Origin of the sequence: Flavobacterium mekongense (genome assembly GCF_047038255.1) — a bacterium.
GTDB lineage: Bacteria > Bacteroidota > Bacteroidia > Flavobacteriales > Flavobacteriaceae > Flavobacterium > Flavobacterium mekongense.
The window spans coordinates 1,637,531-1,654,883 of sequence record NZ_CP174374.1 but is presented as its reverse complement, the minus strand read 5'-3'; the positions used below and the strand labels follow the sequence as shown (position 1 = coordinate 1,654,883).

The window sequence follows — 17,353 nt, the reverse complement described above, 5'->3', positions numbered from 1 at the left end:
AAATCCTAATTCTCAATTCCTAAATCTGTATCACTTCTCCTCTATCGTTACAGCTGTTGCTTCCGATGATAAAATTACTCGACGGCGGCATTAACTTAAAGGTAAACGACTTATTCTTGTTGTCTTTTATAAACGACATAGCCTTTTTAAACCCGAGATATTCAACATCTAAAATAGCTTCTGTCGGCTTATTTTTCGAAATCGTTTGCGAAATTACTATTTTCCCGTTTTCCATGGTGGTTCTTTCCAAACTTTTTTGCAAAACGGCGGTTAATTTTTCTCGTAAAGCTTCATTATCAGAAACTAAAAGATACTGTTCAGGCACAGGTTTGGGCGATACTTTTCCCTGAAACATTTTGACCAAAGCAAAGAAAACAATACCGATTCTCATGAACATTGAAAAAAAGAATGAACCTTGATAATGCTTCTGATAGAAAAACTGCATCGCTTCTTGGAAACGTCTCATGTAAGTTCCGTCTTTAACTGTGCTTTCTCCTTTGTAATGAATCACCGAAGTTTCGGCAAAATAGTAATTCTTTTTGCCAAGCAATAAAGCGCGATAAGATAAATCAATGTCGTCGGCATACATAAAACAATCTTCGTCAAAGCCGCCTAATTCAAGGTACAACTCTCTTTTCATCACCATAAAAGCGCCGACCAAAATATCGACTTCACCACTTTGGTGCTCACTCAAATGTTGGGCGTAATATTGGTTAAACAGTGTTGAGTTTGGAAAAAATTTATACAAGCCGAAAATCTTCGTAAAAGCAACCCAAGGTTTTGGAACACCGCGTTTGCTTTCGGGCAAAAAGTTACCGGTGCCGTCGATGAGTTTACAACCTAAGATGCCAAGTTGCGAGTTGCGAGTTACGAGTTGCGAGTTTAGGATTTTTTCAAAAGTATCTTCGGCAACAACCGTGTCAGGGTTCAAAATACAGATATATTCGCCTTGGGCTTCTTTGACGGCAATGTTATTGCCTTTCGGGAAACCTACATTTTCTTTATTTTCGATGAGTTTGATATGCGGAAAACGCGCGCGCATCATAGCGCAACTGTCGTCCGACGAATGATTATCCACCACTATAATTTCGGCCTCCAAGTTTTGAATGGCTTTTTCCACACTCAAAACACACTGCTCTAAAAAGTAGCGCACATTATAATTCAGGATGATGACCGATAATTGCATCTAATAAAAATTTATGCTGTTCTTTTACTTTTCCTATCACGCATGTGATAACTTGACTTATAAGAGCCTTTTGTCAAAAGTCTTTTAACAAAACTATTAAGTTCGGAATACTTATCATCACCATCTGTAAGTCTCAATAACTCAACTAAATTTTTCCATCCACTAACCTTATCAACATATAAAACGTTCAAAATTGCGATTGCAAAATCAAACAAAATTTGATTCTCTGGATATTTGGCTTTGTGAACTTGAATAAAATGAACTATTTCCGTAAAATTCAATTTACTCTCATGCCTATATGTGTGAGCTAATTCTTTGTAATTTCTAACAAACTCATCTACATCATTATTAATCAATGCAAAAAAACCTCTATTACAGAATATTGCCGAGCTGTTCTTTCTTATTTTATTTGCTTTTTCCGTGTAATAATAAGCATCATCAAGCTTACCAAACTCATAAGATATTCTAGCCAAAGTTATAGAATGATCGAATGTATATGGATGATCACCTTTAAATAATATTTCACAGTCTTTTAAAATTTCATATGCTTCTTCTTTGTTCTTTTTATCAAGATAGGATTTCAATGCATTGAATGAAAATAGCTCTAGTAAAATAACATTTAATCTTCCTCGTTTAAGCAAATTCAGAGGCTCATTCTTACTATCCTCTATCTGTTTCAGTTTTTTCATGACATCAAGTGAAGCACTTAAATGTCCCATGTAGATTAAGTATATCCCTGAATAAAACAGAATAACGTCTTTAAAATTATGCTTTATTTTATTTTTATCGTTTAAACTATTTGAGTCAACATATTCCCAATTCATGTTCAAACTTCTGATAGATACATCATCAGAAATACTGATTCTTTCTTTAAAGATTTTTAGTTTGTCTTTTACATCAAACTTACCTGAATATACAATTCTATCAATTTTTATTTTTTCAATAGTCCCATTTTCCGACTCACAATTCCCATAACTAATGTTGGCAAAAATTGCAGTATCTATAAGATGATTAGATTTAAAAATATAATTTTCTAGCTGCTTCTTATTTTTAATAAAATTAAGTGGATATAACTTTAATCTAATATCATGAAACTCATCTTCTATCTCTGATATAGCTTTGTCAATTATTTTCTTAATCGTTACCATTTTATCAAAATCATCACATGTAAAAAACAAACCAATGGTTATTTTTTTCTTTTTAAACAAACCAAAACGATGTGACTTGTATGCCCAAAAAATAAAAATAATTAAGGCAATTAAAAATGGTAAAATTATGTTGTAAATTAATGGTGAAATTGATAAAAAAGTTTCCTTTATTATATCCTTTATAGTAGTATAATAAATTCCCAAAACAAAACTTTCAATTATAAATAAACCCGGTATACTATTCCAATATTGCAGATATCCCTCTATTTCTTGTCTGTTTAATCCCATTTAATCATTTTTTACAAATATAACTATGGATAAAATATTATTTGCCATTGAAAAAGTTTGTTATTAACAAGAAAACTATAGTAATTAACATTTTCTAAAACAATTAATACTCTACTTTTGCAACCGACAACTGACAACCGTCAACTAACAACTTTCAAAGTGAATTATTTATCCGTAGAAAACATATCCAAATCTTTTGGCGAAAGAACCTTGTTTAAAGACATTTCTTTTGGCATTAACAAAGACCAAAAAATCGCTTTTATTGCCAAAAACGGTTCGGGGAAAACCCAAATTATGCGCATGATTAACGGCGATGACGAACCGGATTCCGGGCAAATCATCATCCGAAAAGGCATCAAAATGGCTTTCTTATCGCAAAACAATAACTTGCAAGACGAACTGACGATTGAGGAAAGCATCTTTGCCTCCGACAATGAAATTCTACACGTAATTGAGCGTTACGAAAAAGCCTTGGAAAATCCGGAGGACGAAGAAAAATACCAATTGGCTTTCGACGAAATGGATCGCTTTAACGCTTGGGATTTTGAAACGCAATTCAAACAAATTTTGTCCAAATTAAAATTGGACGATTTAAAACTGAAAGTAAAATCGCTTTCCGGTGGCCAAAAAAAGCGTTTGTCTTTAGCCATTATCCTCATCAATCGCCCGGATTTGTTAATCTTAGACGAGCCGACGAACCATTTGGACTTGGAAATGATTGAATGGCTGGAAAGCTATTTCGCCAAAGAAAACATCACCTTATTTATGGTCACGCACGACCGTTTCTTTTTGGAACGCGTTTGCAACGAAATCATAGAGTTGGATAACGGCAAACTCTACTCCTACAAAGGCAATTACTCCTATTACCTGCAAAAGAAAGAAGAGCGCATCGCTATGGAAAACGCCACGATTGACAAAGCACAAAACCTTTTTGTCAAAGAATTGGCTTGGATGCGTCGCCAACCCAAAGCCAGAACCACCAAATCGAAATCGCGCCAAGATGATTTTTATAAAATCAAAGCCGTAGCCGAAAGCCGCAGAAAAGAAAATGTAGTGGAACTCGAAATCAACATGGAACGCATGGGCAGCAAGATTATTGAGTTACATAAAATTTACAAAAAGTTCAAAGACAAAGTCATTTTAGACAATTTCAGTTACGATTTTCAGCGCGGTGAACGCATCGGGATTATCGGGAAAAACGGTACCGGTAAATCGACTTTCTTGAATATCTTAACCAAAACCATCCAACCCGATGCCGGAAAAGTGGTTATTGGCGAAACGATTAAAGTAGGCTATTACACGCAAAGCGGCATCAATCCGAAACCCGGACAAAAAGTAATCGACATCATTAAAGAATACGGCGAGTACATTCCGCTTACCAAAGGCAAAATCATATCGGCCTCACAATTGTTGGAACGCTTTTTATTCGACGCTAAAAAACAATACGATTATGTAGAAAAATTAAGTGGCGGCGAGTTAAAACGCTTGTATTTGTGTACGGTTTTGATTCAGAATCCGAACTTTTTAATTCTGGATGAGCCGACGAACGACTTAGACATTGTGACCTTAAACGTACTGGAAAGTTTCCTATTGGACTATCCGGGTTGCTTGTTGGTAGTGTCGCACGACCGTTACTTTATGGACAAAATTGTCGACCACTTATTTGTGTTTAGAGGCGAAGGCGAAATTGAAGATTTTCCCGGGAATTATTCCGATTTCAGAGCGTACGAAGACAGCGCCGAACCCGAAAAAACCGAAGCCAAAGAAAAAGTCAATTGGAAACAAAACCATCCAACCACTTCGGGCTTGAACTTTAACGAGCAAAAGGAATTCAACAAAATCGAGCGCGAAATCAAAGACCTGGAATACGAGAAAAAACAAATCGAAAACCTATTCGCCGAAGGCAAAGTGGCCGATGCCGACATCACCAAAAAAGCAGAAGAATTACAAGCGATTATCAATAAATTAGAAGCCAAAGAAGAACGCTGGTTTGAGCTTTCGAGTAAAATGGAAGAATAGATTTTAAGATTGTTGATTTACAATTTTTGATTTTCGAGGTATAACAAATCTGAAATCATATATCGTTAATCTTAAATCACAAATAAAAATATAATGTTGCAAATACTAAAATCATATCTCAACTTCCTCTACCACTCCAAAAACGAACACGGCGTGCATTCCCCTTTTGTGTTCAACTTAGTGACGAAATGCTTTTATGACAAAAAACAATATCCCGAATATGCCATTCTGAAAAACTACAGAAAATCGCTTTTACAAAACAAAAACACCATCGAAGTAACCGACTTCGGAGCCGGCTCCCGAGTATTTAAAAGCAATAAACGAGCTGTAAACCAAATCGCCAAAACCGCCGGAATTGCCACAAAACGAGCGGAATTGCTTTTCAGAATAACAAAGTATTTTCAACCCGAAAATATCCTGGAAATCGGAACATCGTTAGGTTTAGCGACTTCAGCTTTAGCCCTGGGTACCCGAGCCGAAGGCAAATTGAGCGAAGCTAATACTAAAGCTAAAATCACCACTTTGGAAGGTTGCGAAAACACTTTAGCTGTAGCTCAAAAACAATTTGAAATCTTTGAGTTGAACAACATCTGTTCGGTCGCAACAGAATTTAATACTTATTTAAAAGACCTACAACCTACAACCTACAACCTACAACTCATTTACTTTGACGGCAACCATTCAAAAACCGCCACATTAAACTATTTCGAACGGTTACTACCAACCATAACCAACGAAACCGTTTGGATTTTTGATGACATTCACTGGAGCAAAGACATGGAAGCCGCTTGGGAAATCATCAAAAACCACCCAAAAGTAACTGTAACGATTGATACCTTTCAATGGGGAATGGTTTTCTTTCGCGCCGAGCAGGAAAAAGAACATTTTGTAATTAGAGTTTGATTTTTGTAACAAATCATGTCAAATTTCTACTTATCTTTCGTTCTGAAATCTCAAATCGTTAATCAGCAATCTAAAATCAAATGGCTAATCCATTAATCAACATCAAAGCCCTCAAACGCGATTTCCAATTAGGTAGCGAAACCATCTACGTATTAAAAGGTATCGATTTACAAATCAACAAAGGCGAATACGTTGCCTTAATGGGACCATCGGGTTCGGGAAAATCTACTTTGATGAACCTTTTGGGTTGTTTGGATACGCCAACCTCGGGAACTTATATCTTGAACGGTAAAGACGTCAGTCAAATGCACGACGACGATTTGGCCGAAATCCGCAACAAAGAAATCGGATTCGTATTCCAAACCTTCAACTTATTACCCAGAACAACGGCTTTAGATAATGTGGCCTTGCCTATGATTTACGCAGGCTATTCGAAATCGGAAAGAAATGTTCGCGCTACCGAAGTGTTAACGCAAGTCAACCTGGCCGACCGTATGGATCACCAACCCAACCAACTTTCGGGTGGACAACGTCAGCGTGTGGCGATTGCCCGAGCTCTGGTCAATAAACCGTCCATTATCTTAGCCGATGAGCCAACCGGAAACCTCGACAGTAAAACCTCGGTCGAAATTATGAATCTCTTCAACGACATCCACAAAAACGGCAACACCGTCATTTTGGTGACCCACGAAGAAGACATCGCTCAATACGCACACAGAATCATCCGCCTACGCGATGGTATTATCGAAAGCGATACCCAAAACACCAATCATTTGTAATTTGTCAGACTGAGCCTGTCGAAGTCAGGAGCGGCACGAGCGTTAGCGAACTGGCGAAGCAAAAGGCTTGGGATTTATCAGCCGTCCGTTTTCCTGCTGTCCGCGTTGCGCGGCAACTACTCCCATCAGGGCTAGTTAGTAATCCTTTTGTATTTTTGCTAACTTTGAAAACTAATTAATCGAATTATGAATTCCTAATTCCTAATTCCTAATTCCTAATTCAAAATGAAAGTCTACACCAAAACCGGCGACACCGGAACTACCGCACTTTTCGGCGGCACCCGTGTCCCAAAACACCATATTCGCATAGAAAGCTACGGCACCGTCGACGAACTCAACTCACATATCGGCTTAATCCGCGACCAAGACATTAATGTTTTGTACAAAAATATATTGATTGAAGTGCAAGACCGTCTCTTCACCGTAGGTGCCATTTTGGCCACACCGCCGGAAAAGGAAACGCTGAAAAACGGACAACCGCGCTTAAACATCAACCGCATTTCTGAAGAAGACATCGCTTTTTTAGAAAATGAAATTGATGTAATGGACACGGCTTTGCCTCCTATGACACACTTTGTCTTACCCGGCGGTCATACTACCGTGTCATATTGTCACATTGCGCGCTGTGTCTGCCGCAGAGCGGAACGTTTAGCCGTACACTTACACGAAATAGAGCCTACCGACGAACAGGTAATTAAGTATTTAAACCGACTTTCTGACTACCTTTTTGTCTTGGCACGGAAGTTGTCATTTGACCTGCAAGCCGAGGAAGTAAAATGGATTCCGCGCAAATAAAAAGTAACTGTTTCAAGTGGTCCAATTCTGTAAACTGAGACTGAGACTGTATACTGATAAAAACGTTCTTACACTTACTTAAAAATAAATCAAAAAAAACTTGACTTTTTCAGTATAAAATTTATTTTTGCATAAACTAAAATCGACAGAAGATGTATTGGACATTAGAATTGGCATCCTATTTAAGCGATGCACCTTGGCCAGCTACCAAAGATGAACTTATCGACTATGCTATACGAACCGGAGCTCCACTGGAAGTAGTAGAGAATTTGCAATCGATAGAAGATGAGGGCGAAATTTACGAATCGATGGAAGAAATTTGGCCGGATTATCCAACCGACGAAGATTACCTTTGGAACGAGGATGAATATTAAAAAAATAACAATCACAACCATGAAAAAAGTCCGATTAGGGCTTTTTTTTTGTTTAAATTTGCACACTTAAAAGTTAGAAGCATACGGTAAAATTAAAGTGCTATTCAATAGCCAATTCCCGCACTGCTAACCATCATTAAAATAAACAAACCCAATATGAGTTTAATTAACAGCATACTTAAAGTTTTTGTTGGCGACAAATCGCAAAAAGACGTCAAAGCCACACAACCATATATCAACAAAATCAAAGCCTTAGAACCGGTTTTAGCCGCTTTGTCTCACGATGAATTAAGAGCCAAAACAGCCGAATTCAAAGCTAAAATCAAACAAGCCCGTGCCAAACAAGACGCGGAAATCGAAGCCAAAAAAGCAGAAGCCGAAAACACCGCCGACATCGACAAAAGAGAGGACCTGTACAACGCCATCGATGCCTTAGAAAAAGAAGCTTACGAAATCTCCGAAAAAGTATTGGACGAAATCCTACCGGAAGCTTTTGCTGTAGTGAAAGAAACGGCTCGTCGCTTTAAAGAAAATACCAGTATCACAGTTACTGCTACCCCAAAAGACAGAGAACTTTCAGCTACAAAATCTTATATAACCTTAGACGGTGAAAATGCCGTTTGGGCCAACTCTTGGAACGCCGCCGGTAAAGAAATCACCTGGGACATGATCCACTACGACGTACAGTTGATTGGTGGTATTGTTTTACATCAAGGTAAAATTGCCGAAATGCAAACCGGGGAAGGAAAAACATTAGTAGCTACTTTGCCATTGTACTTGAACGCCTTAACCGGAAACGGTGTACACTTAGTAACGGTGAACGACTATTTAGCGAAACGTGATAGCACATGGAAAGCACCATTATTCGAGTTCCACGGATTGACGGTAGACTGTATCGACAACCACTCGCCTAACTCAGATGCTCGTAGAAAAGCTTACGAAGCGGACATCACTTACGGAACCAATAACGAATTCGGTTTCGACTACTTGCGCGATAACATGGCGCACTCTCCGGAAGATTTGGTGCAAAGAAAACACAACTATGCTATCGTTGACGAGGTCGATTCTGTATTAATTGATGACGCCAGAACGCCGTTAATCATCTCCGGTCCGGTGCCAGATGGTGATCGCCATGAATTCAACGAACTCAAACCGAAAATCGAAAACTTATACAACTTACAACGCCAACTGGCCAACGGATTCTTAGCCGAAGCCAAGCGTTTAATCAAAGAAGGGAACAACAAAGAAGGTGGTTTCCAATTGTTAAGAGCCTATCGTGCCTTACCCAAAAACAAGGCTTTGATTAAGTTTTTGAGTGAAGAAGGCATCAAACAATTGCTTCAAAAAACCGAAAACGAATACATGCAAGACAACAACCGCAGAATGCCGGAAGTAGATGAAGCCTTGTATTTTGTAATCGAAGAAAAAAACAATCAGGTAGAGCTAACCGATAGTGGTATCAAGTTCTTATCCAAAGATACCTCGGAGGATTTCTTCGTGTTACCGGATATCGGAACCGAAATTGCCAATATCGAAAAGCAAAATCTTGAAAAAGATAAAGAAGCCGAAGCCAAAGAAAAACTATTCCAAGATTTCGGTGTAAAATCGGAGAGAATTCATACGCTTACCCAATTGTTGAAAGCGTATACCTTGTTCGAAAAAGACGTGGAATACGTTATCATGGACAACAAAATCCTAATCGTTGACGAACAAACCGGTCGTATTATGGACGGTCGTCGTTACTCCGACGGATTGCATCAAGCGATCGAGGCTAAAGAGCAAGTGACCATTGAAGCAGCCACCCAAACTTTTGCCACGATTACGTTGCAAAACTACTTCCGTATGTACAGCAAATTATCCGGTATGACCGGAACTGCCGTTACAGAAGCCGGTGAGTTTTGGGAAATTTACAAATTAGATGTAGTGGAAATTCCAACCAACAAAGGAATAGCCCGTAAAGATAAAGAAGACTTAATCTACCGTTCCGTACGTGAAAAATTCAATGCCGTTATCGAAGATGTAACCCAATTGTCACAATCCGGTCGTCCGGTATTGATTGGTACCACTTCGGTTGAAATTTCGGAATTGTTGAGTCGTATGTTGAAAATGCGCGGTGTTGCCCACAACGTATTGAACGCAAAAATGCACAAAAAAGAAGCTGAAATCGTAGCCGAAGCCGGTAAACCGGGCGTAGTAACCATCGCTACCAATATGGCCGGTCGTGGTACGGATATCAAGCTAACACCTGAAGTAAAAGCAGCCGGTGGTTTGGCCATCATTGGTACCGAGCGTCACGATTCTCGTCGCGTTGACCGTCAGTTGCGCGGTCGTGCCGGTCGTCAGGGAGATCCGGGAAGTTCACAGTTTTATGTGTCTTTGGAAGACAACTTGATGCGTTTGTTCGGTTCGGAAAGAGTCGCCAAAATCATGGACAGAATGGGATTAAAAGAAGGTGAAGTAATTCAGCATTCTATGATGACCAAGTCCATCGAACGCGCTCAGAAAAAAGTAGAAGAAAACAACTTCGGTACGCGTAAACGTTTGTTAGAATACGATGACGTAATGAATGCACAACGTGAAGTGGTATACAAACGTCGCCGTCACGCTTTGTTCGGAGAACGTTTGAAATTGGATATTGCCAACATGATGTACGACACTTGTGAAGTAATTGTAGGCGATAACAAAGCCCGTAACGATTTCAAAAACTTTGAATTCGAATTGATTCGCTACTTCTCGATTACATCACCGGTAACTCAGGCCGAGTTTGAAAAACTGTCGGAAATGGAGATTACCGGAAAAGTGTACAAAGCTGCTTCAACCTATTACACAGAAAAAACAGAAAGAAGTGCTCGAGAAGCCTTCCCGATTATAGCAGAAGTGTACCAAAGAGAAGGCAATACTTTTGAACGCATTGTAGTACCGTTTTCAGACGGAATCAAATCGCTAAACGTGGTAACCGACTTGAAGAAAGCCTTCGAAACTAACGGCGCTCAGTTGGTAGCCGATTTTGAGAAAAACATCACTTTAGCCATCGTAGATGAAGCTTGGAAAAAACATTTACGCAAAATGGACGAGTTGAAAACATCCGTTCAATTGGCAGTTCACGAACAAAAAGATCCTTTGTTGATTTACAAATTAGAAGCTTTCAAGTTGTTCCGCAATATGCTGGATGGTGTGAATAAGGAAGTGATTTCGTTCTTATTCAAAGGCGATTTGCCACAACAAAACCAAAACATCCAAGAAGCACGTCAGGTTCGTGAAAAACAAAATTATACCGAAAGCAAAGACGAAATCGAAAGCAGCGAAAGTGCTAATCGCGAGGCCGGTCAAACGCAACAACGCCCGCAAGTAACTGAAACCATTGTTAGGGAAACACCAAAAATCAATCGCAATGACAATGTTACCATCAAACACGTAATGAGCGGTAAAACCGAAACCATGAAATACAAAAAAGCCGAAAGCATGTTAGCCACAGGCGAATGGGTTTTGGTGAATGAATAAATAATAGCCAACCTTTACAAATAAACAATCCTCAACGGTTACAACTGTTGGGGATTTTTTATACATTTGAAAATACACAAATAACATTATGAAACTAAAAGCACTGTCATTTTTTTTATTATTAACTGCTACGGCATTCGGACAAACCTCAAAATTCAGTATTGAAGCCGCTTATCCTATTCCGGTTGATAATAATTTTTTAGGTGAAAATTATCAAGGAATAGCCGATTTAGGATTGAAATACAAAATCAAGAATTTAGAAGTAATCAATATCGGAGTTTCAGTCAACGGATCGGTGTTTACCTATAATGACACTAAATTTTTTCCGCCGGCAGATGAAAGTTTGAGTTTTAAAACTACTTTATACATGATACAACCAAGGGCGTTTGCAGAACTTAATTTAAAAAAAGTGACTAAAATTCATCCTATGGTTGGTATTGGTTATACCATTTTACAAGCCAAAACCACGTTTGATTCCCAAACGGAAATATCCGACTACAACAGTTCCCAAAGTGGTTTAAATTTCACTATCGGACTTTCTTATGATGTATTTACTAAGTTTTATGTGTTTGGTAATTATGAATATATTTCACTTAGTAATGTTGATGCTAATGTCCCTAAAACCACCTATAACACTAAAATTAACCTTGTTAAGCTAGGCCTCGGTTTAAGATTCTAAACTATGAAACTAAAACACCTTTCAATCCTATTCTTTTTTGTGGTTGCCAATGCCTATTCGCAAAGTACAGCAACTTTAAAATCGGCTATGCAACAACTTTACGAAGCCAACTACTTAATGGATTTTGAGACCATAGCGCAATTGTCTTATCCCAATATGGTGGAAAAAACCGGAAAAGAAGCCTTCCTGGAAGAAACCGAGCATCATTATGAAAATGAGCAATACCGCTTGCGTTATCAATTGCAAATCGTACCGTTTCAATTTGGCCCTATCAAAAAAGTAAAGGAAAAGAGTTTCTGTTTGGTAACCGTTCGCACCCCGAAACGATATTTCTACGAGAGCAAATTAACCCCGGAAGCAGCAGCAACAAAAAAAGAATGGTTACAAGCAACCAACAATACCAAAGAGGTCACATTTGAGCCTAACCGTAATAGTTTTAATGTAAAAATGATTAATACATTTATTGCTGTTTACGACGAAAACACAAACAGTACCTGGAAATTTTTCAACTTAGATATTCCCGAGCAAAAAACCGCTTTCAACGATATATTCGACGAGGAAACCCAACAAATTATAGGATTAAAGAAATAGAGAAAATCAAAGTTAATTTAACTTTGTGAGCATAATCTCTTTTTAGTATTCTCTGTTATTATTCATCCGGAAAAATCTTCCCGGGATTCAATACATTGTTCGGATCGAAAACCCTTTTGATGCTTTCCATCAATTCCAAATGCGTTCGGGTAAAGGCAATATCCATAAAATTCTTTTGCACAAAACCAATGCCGTGCTCGCCCGACAAAGTACCCTTTAAAGAAACCGTCAGTTCAAATATTTCACGGATACCGATTGGCACTTGAGTTTTCCAATGATCATCGGTCATATCGCCTTTAATGATATTCACATGTAAATTCCCATCACCGGCGTGGCCGTAGCAAACCGATTGAAAACCGTACTTCGCTCCTATCTTTTTTATGCCACTCAGTAATTCAGGTAACATATATCTTGGAACAACTGTGTCTTCTTCTTTGTAAACCGAATTCGATTTTACGGCTTCCGCTACTGAACGACGCAATTTCCACAACGCATTTTTTTGGTCTTCAGTGTCGGCAAACAAGACTTCGTCGATTTCAAATTGCTCCACCACCGTCATGATTTTTTCGGCTTCCAGCATTAAGATTTCAGGATAATTACCGTCGACTTCAATCAGCAAATGTGCTTGAACATTGTCGTTGACAGTAACATTAATATTGTCATGGTATTTTAACGTCCAATCGATAGCATCGCGCTCCATAAATTCTAAAGCACTCGGCACTATGCCCGCTCTAAAAATAGCGGAAACGGCTTCACAAGCTTCGTGGGCTTTGTAAAACGGAACCAACATCAACACATTATGACTGTTTTGAGGCAAAAGTTTCAACACAGCTTTAGTGATAACGCCCAAAGTACCTTCGCTGCCTACCATGAGTTGCGTTAGGTTATAACCGGTAGAGTTTTTCAAGGTATTGGCGCCAGTCCAAATGATTTCGCCATTAGGTAAAACCACTTCTAAATTCAACACATAATCTTTCGTCACTCCGTACTTCACCGCTCGAGCGCCACCGGAATTTTCGGCGATGTTGCCGCCTATCCAACAACTGCCCATACTACTCGGGTCGACCGGATAAAACAAGCCTTTTTCAGCCACAGCTTCTCGCAAAACTTGGGTAATTACAGCCGGCTCAACCGTAACTTGTAAATTGAGTTCATCAATTTCGATGATTTTATTTAATCGTTCGGTAGACAAGCCGATGCCTTCGTAGATGCTCAAAGCACCGCCGCTTAAACCGGTTCTAGCACCTATAGGTGTAGTGGGAATTTTGTAATCGTTGGCCACTTTCAACACCGCAGCAATTTCCTCCGAATTGGCCGGTTTGACAACCACATTAGGTGGAAAAACGTAGTCTTCGGTTTCGTCGTGTCCGTAATGGTTACGGGTTTCGATATCTGTAAAAATATAATTCTCGCCTACTATAGCGGTGAGCTTTTGAATGATTTCGGGTTGAAGTGACATAGTAACAAATTGAACAGTAAATGTAGCGATTCCAAAAATAAAAGACAAACACTATTTAGCCCTGATGTGGCCATTGTTTGAGCTCTTGTCTTGTTGATCAAACAAGGCAAAGCGAGTGGCTGCAGCAGGAAAACGGATGGCAAAAAATGCCCAAGTCTATCGCTCCTAATGCTTTTTCAAGTTGGGCAAAAAGTAACAAATGATTCCGATGAGCGGCAAGAAAGAACATACGTGATACACATATTGGATGGAAGTAGCGTCGGCCAAATTACCCAGCAAAGCCGAGCCCAAAGCCCCCATACCAAAGGCAAAACCATAGAATAAGCCCGAAATCATGCCCAGTTTTTTTGGCAACAGTTCTTGGGCATACACCAAAATGGCCGGGAAAGCCGAAGAAATAATAATGCCGATAACCACCATCAATACATCAGTCCAAAACAAATTCACATAAGGCAACAGCAACGCAAATGGTGCCGCACCGAAAACCGAGAGCCAAATCACGTATTTGCGTCCGATTTTATCGCCCAAAGGTCCGCCCAAAATGGTGCCGATGGCATATGCTATGAGGTAAATAAACATATGATATTGGGCTTCTTTGATGGACAAATGAAACTTATCGATGATATAAAAAGTGTAGTAAGAAGACAAACTGGCCGAATAGAAAAACTTGGAAAAAATAACGATTAACAAAATGGCAATCGACACTTGAACTTTACGTTTGGGCAGGTTGTGTAAGTTGATAAACGGCTGCACTTTATTCTTTCGGTACACCAAATGATCGCGATACCAAAAGGCAATTTTGCTGATGATGGCCAAGCCAATCATAGCCGCTATGATAAACCAAAGGATATGCGTTTGTCCGTGCGGAACCACTATTAAAGCCACGAGTAACGGCCCTAAAGCGGTGCCGAAATTACCGCCGACTTGGAAAATCGATTGCGCCAAACCACGTTTCCCACCGGAGGCTAAATTAGAGATGCGTGCCGACTCGGGGTGGAAAATCGATGAACCGGTACCGATGAAAACTACTGAAAGTAAAATCCAGTAAAAATTATCGGCAAAAGACAGCGAAACGATTCCGGCTAAAGAAAATAACATCCCGTAAATTTGGGAGAACGGTTTCGGATGTTTGTCGGTATAATAACCAACAAGCGGTTGGAAAATAGAAGCCGAGAATTGAAACGCAAAGGTTATCAAACCGATTTGGGAAAAGGAAAGATGATACTTTTCTTTTAAAATGGGATAGACCGACGGAATGATGGCCTGAATCAAATCGTTGAGCAAATGGGCAAAACTGATGGCAAATAAGATAGAGTAAACCGTTTTTTGGGCTAACTCTTTATTTTTGGTTGAAACGTTTACGATAGAATCCATTTTAAAAACTAATTAAAAGATAATACCAGAAAGCGAGTGACAGGAACGACAAAGGAATGCCAACACCTACCATCATGCTGCTGAGTTTGGGTTTGAGTCCGTAGTTAGAAGCCAGAATAGCTCCGGTAATCATAGGTGCCATGGCCGATTCTAAGATAGAAGCGTCTACCGTTATGCCTTTACCTCCCAAGATAATTCGGTACAACACAAAGAAAAAAGCCGGCGTAAGGAATAGCTTGAAAAACAATCCGAGACTAAGGAATTTCCAATGGCGACTATGACGGTCAATTTTAAGTTGTAATCCAACAGAGACTAAGGCTACAGGAGTTACCGTGGCACCCAACTTCATGAAAACACTTTGGAAGTTATTGTGAAAATCTAAGTGCAAAACATTCATCACACAAGCCAAAGCAAAAGCAATAAAAGGCGGAAAGAAAATGATTTTTTTAAGGATGTCACTACCCTTTGAAGCGCCTTTGGCAAATATTCCGGCGGTAATGATACCCAAAGTGGCCATCACAACAAAAGAACCCGGTTGGTCGACGATGATGGCTGTTTTAAGCCCTTCTTCGCCATACAACGCTTGAATAATAGGAAAGCCTACAAAAGAAGTATTGCCTAAACCGGCAGTAATGATGAGACAGCCGATTAATCGATTGGACCAGCCCATTTTTTTACCCAAGGTGTAGAAAAAAACGAAAGACAGTAAAAAACCAATCCATGCAATTCCCAACGGATAGAGCAAATCGGTGGTCACGGAAACTTTGGGAATATAATACAGTGCCAAAGCCGGCAAGGCTATATAAATGACAAATTGGTTTAGCGCCATATAGCCATTTTTAGGAAAAGCGATTACTCTTTGAAGCGCCAAACCCATCAAAAGGCTAATAAAAACTAAAAGAATGTTGTCCATTCGATGCAGGGAATTATTTTGCAAAGGAACGGTAAAAAAAGGAAAACAAGTCTAATCATAAGCTAAAGGTTTCTTAAAAAATGACCGGGTAATTTCATCCCACATTTTTTATTTTACTAAATTTACCCAAACGATTTTCTTTTGAAAAACAGTACAAACCATAAAAGCGCTTTACACGAAAAAGACGGAATTCCCCAACCGGAAAGTTTCAGCACTACAGCTATGGCTAAGGTATTGACTCGTCGTAAAGTACAGCCCAGTGCGGAAGAATTGGTAAAAGGCATTTTGGCCGGAGATATTTCGGCATTAAGTCGCGCCATTACCTTAATAGAAAGCACTAATCCTTCGCATCTGGCGAAAGCCAATACCATCATTTCGGCTTGTTTGCCTTATGCTAATCAATCGGTTCGCATTGGAATAACCGGCGTTCCAGGTGTTGGAAAAAGCACTTTTATTGAGGCTTTTGGCAAATACCTTACGAGCTTGGGTAAAAAAGTAGCGGTTTTAGCAGTTGACCCGAGCAGTTCTATTTCGCACGGCAGTATTTTGGGCGATAAAACCCGTATGGAGGAATTGGTCAAAGATAAAAATGCTTACATCCGTCCGAGTGCATCGGGGGAAACTTTAGGTGGTGTAGCGCGAAAAACGCGAGAAACTATCATACTGTGCGAAGCCGCCGGTTTTGATACCATTATCATCGAAACAGTTGGTGTTGGGCAAAGTGAAACGGCTGTACACAGTATGGTGGATTTCTTTTTACTGCTTAAAATTGCCGGTGCCGGTGATGAATTACAAGGCATCAAAAGAGGCATTATGGAAATGGCGGATGCCATCGTAATTAATAAAGCGGATGGTGACAATATAGCGAAGGCGAAATTAGCCAAAACCGAATTCAACAGAGCCTTGCATTTGTTTCCGGCTAAAAGTTCCGGTTGGATTCCGAAAGTAACAACGTGCAGTGCTTATGAAAAAAGCGGGATTGACAATGTATGGCAAATCATATCAGACTATTTTGCATTAGTGAAAGACAATAGATACTTTGAAGAAAAACGACAAAGCCAAAATCAGTATTGGATGATGGAGACTATTAACGAACAGTTGAAGAATCACTTTTATCAACATCCGGAAATTGCAGCACTTTTGGAAGAAAACAAAAAGGCTGTGAAAGCAAATCAGTTATCGCCTTTTGCTGCGGCTATGCAATTGTTAGACAAATATTTTAAGTAATTTATCTTTGGTATAAAAATTAAAAGCCACAGAGTAAACTCCATGGCTTTAAATGACAACTCAAATAACCACAATATCTAGTTGCAATTCTTTTAGTAATACCCTGAATAATAATTA

14 protein-coding genes are annotated in these 17,353 nt (G+C 39.3%); 9 read left to right on the top strand and 5 right to left on the bottom strand.

The genetic code is table 11. From position 1 onward, the window contains the following. Nucleotides 1-19: 19 nt before the first annotated feature. Together ACJG85_RS07020 and ACJG85_RS07015 are read right to left on the bottom strand one after the other, a co-directional pair. Nucleotides 20-1,186 carry a glycosyltransferase family 2 protein gene (locus ACJG85_RS07020; RefSeq protein WP_412475999.1) on the bottom strand — a complete coding sequence of 389 codons (1,167 nt, stop codon included), beginning with the start codon at nt 1,184-1,186 and terminating at the stop codon, nt 20-22. An 11-nt stretch (nt 1,187-1,197) separates the two neighbouring features. Continuing rightward, nucleotides 1,198-2,622, bottom strand: a complete 1,425-nt coding sequence (locus ACJG85_RS07015) for a hypothetical protein (protein WP_412475998.1) — start codon at nt 2,620-2,622, stop codon at nt 1,198-1,200. 159 nt (nt 2,623-2,781) lie between these two features. Between ACJG85_RS07015 and ACJG85_RS07010 the strand changes: the two genes are divergently transcribed. From ACJG85_RS07010 to ACJG85_RS06975, 8 genes are all read left to right on the top strand, one after another. After that, a complete protein-coding gene (locus ACJG85_RS07010) occupies nt 2,782-4,641 on the top strand; it encodes an ABC-F family ATP-binding cassette domain-containing protein (RefSeq protein WP_412463675.1) in 1,860 nt (619 codons plus the stop codon). 93 nt (nt 4,642-4,734) lie between these two features. Beyond that, nucleotides 4,735-5,544 (top strand): O-methyltransferase, encoded by an 810-nt coding sequence (locus ACJG85_RS07005; RefSeq protein ID WP_412475997.1) that lies wholly within the window; start codon nt 4,735-4,737, stop codon nt 5,542-5,544. Nucleotides 5,545-5,624: 80 nt separating this feature from the next. Then, the gene (locus tag ACJG85_RS07000; RefSeq protein WP_409677566.1) at nt 5,625-6,323 is read left to right on the top strand and encodes an ABC transporter ATP-binding protein; all 699 of its coding nucleotides are present in this window, start codon (nt 5,625-5,627) and stop codon (nt 6,321-6,323) included. 225 nt (nt 6,324-6,548) lie between these two features. After that, on the top strand, nt 6,549-7,118 hold the full coding sequence (locus tag ACJG85_RS06995) for a cob(I)yrinic acid a,c-diamide adenosyltransferase (protein ID WP_409677568.1): 570 nt from the start codon (nt 6,549-6,551) through the stop codon (nt 7,116-7,118). Between the two features lie 152 nt (nt 7,119-7,270). Next, entirely contained in the window at nt 7,271-7,492 is a 222-nt protein-coding gene (locus ACJG85_RS06990; protein WP_002986941.1) for a DUF2795 domain-containing protein, read from the top strand. A gap of 156 nt (nt 7,493-7,648) precedes the next feature. Beyond that, the gene (gene secA / locus ACJG85_RS06985; protein ID WP_412463673.1) at nt 7,649-10,993 is read left to right on the top strand and encodes a preprotein translocase subunit SecA; all 3,345 of its coding nucleotides are present in this window, start codon (nt 7,649-7,651) and stop codon (nt 10,991-10,993) included. A gap of 88 nt (nt 10,994-11,081) precedes the next feature. After that, the gene (locus ACJG85_RS06980; protein WP_412475996.1) at nt 11,082-11,672 is read left to right on the top strand and encodes an outer membrane beta-barrel protein; all 591 of its coding nucleotides are present in this window, start codon (nt 11,082-11,084) and stop codon (nt 11,670-11,672) included. A gap of 3 nt (nt 11,673-11,675) precedes the next feature. Then, on the top strand, nt 11,676-12,263 hold the full coding sequence (locus ACJG85_RS06975) for a hypothetical protein (RefSeq protein ID WP_409677574.1): 588 nt from the start codon (nt 11,676-11,678) through the stop codon (nt 12,261-12,263). A 58-nt stretch (nt 12,264-12,321) separates the two neighbouring features. Here ACJG85_RS06975 and ACJG85_RS06970 read toward each other — a convergent pair whose 3' ends face one another. The 3 genes from ACJG85_RS06970 to ACJG85_RS06960 form a co-directional block, all read right to left on the bottom strand. Next, nucleotides 12,322-13,722, bottom strand: a complete 1,401-nt coding sequence (locus tag ACJG85_RS06970) for an FAD-binding oxidoreductase (RefSeq protein WP_412475995.1) — start codon at nt 13,720-13,722, stop codon at nt 12,322-12,324. 165 nt (nt 13,723-13,887) lie between these two features. Continuing rightward, entirely contained in the window at nt 13,888-15,096 is a 1,209-nt protein-coding gene (locus tag ACJG85_RS06965) for an MFS transporter (protein ID WP_409677578.1), read from the bottom strand. A 1-nt stretch (nt 15,097) separates the two neighbouring features. After that, on the bottom strand, nt 15,098-16,009 hold the full coding sequence (locus tag ACJG85_RS06960; protein ID WP_412463670.1) for an AEC family transporter: 912 nt from the start codon (nt 16,007-16,009) through the stop codon (nt 15,098-15,100). 141 nt (nt 16,010-16,150) lie between these two features. On the opposite strand from ACJG85_RS06960, the gene meaB reads away from it, so the two are divergent. Then, nucleotides 16,151-17,236 (top strand): methylmalonyl Co-A mutase-associated GTPase MeaB, encoded by a 1,086-nt coding sequence (gene meaB / locus ACJG85_RS06955; protein ID WP_412475994.1) that lies wholly within the window; start codon nt 16,151-16,153, stop codon nt 17,234-17,236. The last annotated feature ends 117 nt before the right edge of the window (nt 17,237-17,353 follow it).

Bases quoted from the DNA above. Each gene is read 5' to 3' on its own strand.
- ACJG85_RS06980 (WP_412475996.1), top strand. From the start codon at position 11,082: ATGAAACTAAAAGCACTGTCATTTTTTTTATTATTAACTGCTACGGCA.
- ACJG85_RS07005 (WP_412475997.1), top strand. From the start codon at position 4,735: ATGTTGCAAATACTAAAATCATATCTCAACTTCCTCTACCACTCCAAA.
- ACJG85_RS07015 (WP_412475998.1), bottom strand. From the start codon at position 2,622: ATGGGATTAAACAGACAAGAAATAGAGGGATATCTGCAATATTGGAAT.
- ACJG85_RS06960 (WP_412463670.1), bottom strand. From the start codon at position 16,009: ATGGACAACATTCTTTTAGTTTTTATTAGCCTTTTGATGGGTTTGGCG.
- secA (WP_412463673.1), top strand. From the start codon at position 7,649: ATGAGTTTAATTAACAGCATACTTAAAGTTTTTGTTGGCGACAAATCG.
- ACJG85_RS06965 (WP_409677578.1), bottom strand. From the start codon at position 15,096: ATGGATTCTATCGTAAACGTTTCAACCAAAAATAAAGAGTTAGCCCAA.
- ACJG85_RS06990 (WP_002986941.1), top strand. From the start codon at position 7,271: ATGTATTGGACATTAGAATTGGCATCCTATTTAAGCGATGCACCTTGG.
- ACJG85_RS06970 (WP_412475995.1), bottom strand. From the start codon at position 13,722: ATGTCACTTCAACCCGAAATCATTCAAAAGCTCACCGCTATAGTAGGC.
- ACJG85_RS07020 (WP_412475999.1), bottom strand. From the start codon at position 1,186: ATGCAATTATCGGTCATCATCCTGAATTATAATGTGCGCTACTTTTTA.
- ACJG85_RS06995 (WP_409677568.1), top strand. From the start codon at position 6,549: ATGAAAGTCTACACCAAAACCGGCGACACCGGAACTACCGCACTTTTC.
- ACJG85_RS06975 (WP_409677574.1), top strand. From the start codon at position 11,676: ATGAAACTAAAACACCTTTCAATCCTATTCTTTTTTGTGGTTGCCAAT.
- ACJG85_RS07000 (WP_409677566.1), top strand. From the start codon at position 5,625: ATGGCTAATCCATTAATCAACATCAAAGCCCTCAAACGCGATTTCCAA.